This window comes from Pseudomonadota bacterium, from assembly GCA_022361155.1.
GTDB lineage: Bacteria > Myxococcota_A > Polyangia > Polyangiales > JAKSBK01 > JAKSBK01.
Map to the genome: position 1 here is coordinate 1 of JAKSBK010000445.1, position 2490 is coordinate 2490.

The 2490-nt window shown below is 59.5% G+C and carries 4 protein-coding genes; 3 read left to right on the forward strand and 1 reads right to left on the reverse strand.

Annotated features, from left to right (window positions below):
* The first annotated feature begins 232 nt into the window (after positions 1-232).
* The gene (locus MJD61_16810) at positions 233-466 is read left to right on the forward strand and encodes a hypothetical protein (protein MCG8556923.1); all 234 of its coding nucleotides are present in this window, start codon (positions 233-235) and stop codon (positions 464-466) included.
* Positions 467-477: 11 nt separating this feature from the next.
* Positions 478-846: a hypothetical protein gene (locus tag MJD61_16815; protein ID MCG8556924.1), complete on the forward strand. Its 369-nt coding sequence runs from the start codon at positions 478-480 to the stop codon at positions 844-846.
* A gap of 77 nt (positions 847-923) precedes the next feature.
* Here the strand turns inward: MJD61_16815 and MJD61_16820 are convergent, their stop codons facing one another.
* Positions 924-1283, reverse strand: a complete 360-nt coding sequence (locus MJD61_16820) for a helix-turn-helix domain-containing protein (protein MCG8556925.1) — start codon at positions 1281-1283, stop codon at positions 924-926.
* 316 nt (positions 1284-1599) lie between these two features.
* Between MJD61_16820 and MJD61_16825 the strand changes: the two genes are divergently transcribed.
* Positions 1600-2490 (forward strand): toprim domain-containing protein (locus MJD61_16825; GenBank protein ID MCG8556926.1); only part of this gene is annotated, 891 nt, incomplete at its 3' end.

The following is a 2490-nucleotide window of genomic DNA, read 5'->3' on the forward strand; positions in this document are numbered from 1 at the left end:
GCTGTCCCTCGCCGCTGGCTCCTTCGCCGCGTCTGCGCAGGCGCCGCTGCAGGCTCAAAACCGCGTTAAGGCCCTTCCAGCCGCCTCCCAGACCGCGTCGGGGCCTACGGCCTCGCTAACTGCAAGCCGCACCTGGGAAAACCCACCTGCCACTACGACGAGTGCGTTGGGCTCCCCCCTTGCCGCAAGGGGGGCACAGGTTTCCCAGCGACTACTAAACAGTGCCAATCACGTGTTCGGACCGAAGTCCTTGTCGAAGCATAAACTCGAAGGCGTCCTTCAGTCCTTCGGTGGTGACAAGGTCAAGGCATTTCAGGCCATCGAGGGCGCGGCGCAGCAGCTTGCCACTCAGGGAAAGATCGGTGGTGTGTTCGAAACCACCGTAAACGTCGCCGGTCAGGCCGTCCGCGTGCGAGGAGCGGTTGTTGATGATGTCGTGAAGGTTGGTACTGCTTTCATACCCTAAGGTCAGTCAAGATGAAAAACGCTAACTCTTTAGAGCGTGCAGTCGTAGAGCGCTTTCTATGTCACGAAGTGGACAGGGTACGGAAGCCTGGGCTGGACTTTGACAAAGTGCCGGTGCGAAGCCGTGAGTTTACTGGCGCAGGTTTTCTTACCGAGTTTGAGAAATGTGAAGAGCTTCATCTTTTTGATAACAGTGTTTCGGACAGGCTTGGAAAAATAGGAGCGAAGCTGGGAGAGAGCAAGGTAGATACTGGTTATCTCTTTTATATCGACGAAGGGTATCTCACTACAGTTGAAGGCTATTCCTACGGTGATGAATGGCCAAATGACATCGAAAAGTTCGAGCTGTACGATCTTGAAGTTGGATCGTCGCTTACTTGAACCAACTCCTGTGTTCCGCAGGGTTGCTGCTCACTGAAGCGAGGCAAGCAGCGTCTAAATCCAATGCTTATCTTTGTCTACGCTGCATTCGCATCGACGAGTTGTCGAAACTTGTGCTTTAGGATGAGCAGGTCGAGGATCTCCTTGGCGAGGTCCTTGTCTTGCTCGGCGAGCTTGTCGACCGACTCGAAGCGACGTAGCAGCTCGCGGTCCTGGATATTGACCCTTGCGGGCTGACCTTCGGCTTCGAAGGCGAGGTAGTCGAGGGTAACGTTGAAGACCTCGGCGAGCTTGATGAGGACTTCGGTCGAGGGGATGTTGACGCCGCGCTCGTAGGCGGAGACCTGCTTTTGCTGGACATCGAGCTTTTCGCCGAGCTCGGCCTGGGTCCAGCGGTGGTCTTGCCGAAGCCGTCGAATCCTGTCGCCAATCGCCATGGAGCATGCCTCGTTCGCGTCGAATGCCGCGTGTACGGGGTACGCTAGCCAAGGGATCTCACTTTTTCCAGCTTTCATTCGTGAATCATGTTGACATGAATCGTGTCCCAGGTCTAGCGTATCCGGTGAGTTGGGTGCGTTTTTCGAGCCCACAGGCGGAGGTCCCCGATGGCCCGGATCCCAGACGACGAGGTGGAGCGACTGAAGCAGGAGGTGTCGCTGGAGCGGCTGGTTGTGCAGCAGGGCATCGAGCTCAGGAAGCACGGCAAGGACCTGGTGGGGCTGTGTCCCTTTCGACGACCGGGAGCCGAGTCTGGTGATCACGTCTTCGAAGAATTTGTGGCACTGCCTGGGTGCGTGCCAGACGGGTGGCAGCGTCATCGACTGGGTGATGCGAGCGCAGGGGGTGAGCTTTCGGCTGGCGGTGGAGATGCTGCGCCAGGAGCATCCTGCTTTAGCGGCCCGTATCGAGCCTCCCCGGGGTGGCCGGCCTCCGGCGGATGGGCAAGCACGCAAGGTGGCGAAGCAAAGCAGCGTGCAACAGCTGGACTCACTTGCCGAGTCGGAGGAGCCGGATGCGGTCGTGTTGCGGCGGGTGGTGGACTACTACCACGAGACGCTCAAGCGCAGCCCCGAGGCGCAGCAGTACCTGATCGAGCGCGGGCTTCAGCACGGTGAGGTGGTCGAGCACTTCAAGCTGGGCTTTGCCAACCGGACGCTGGCGTACCGGTTGCCGAAGAAAACTCGCAAGGCGGGTGCAGCGCTTCGCACGCAGCTGCAGCGATTGGGTGTGCTGCGGGAGAGCGGCCATGAGCATCTGAATGGCTCGCTGACGATTCCGATCTTCGATGCAAAGGGCGAGGTGGTGGAGCTGTACGGGCGCAAGATCACGTCCGGGTTGCGCAAGGGCACGCCCAAGCACCTGTATTTGCCTGGCCCGCATCGTGGCGTGTGGAATCGGGCCGCGCTTGCAGCGAGCCAAGAGATCATCCTGTGCGAGTCGCTGATCGATGCCTTGATGTTTTGGTGTGTGGGCTTTCGCCACGTCACCGCAGCGTACGGCGTTGGGGGCTTCACGGAAGACCACTGGGCCGCATTTCGCGAGCACGGCGTGCAGACGGTGCTGATCGCCTATGACCGCGATGACGCCGGCGACAAAGCCGCAGAGAAGCTGGCCCGGGAGCTCGATCAGGAAGGAATCGGAAGC

Coding starts and splice junctions, on each gene's coding strand:
- MJD61_16815 (MCG8556924.1), top strand. CDS start 478: ATGAAAAACGCTAACTCTTTAGAGCGTGCAGTCGTAGAGCGCTTTCTA.
- MJD61_16820 (MCG8556925.1), bottom strand. CDS start 1,283: ATGGCGATTGGCGACAGGATTCGACGGCTTCGGCAAGACCACCGCTGG.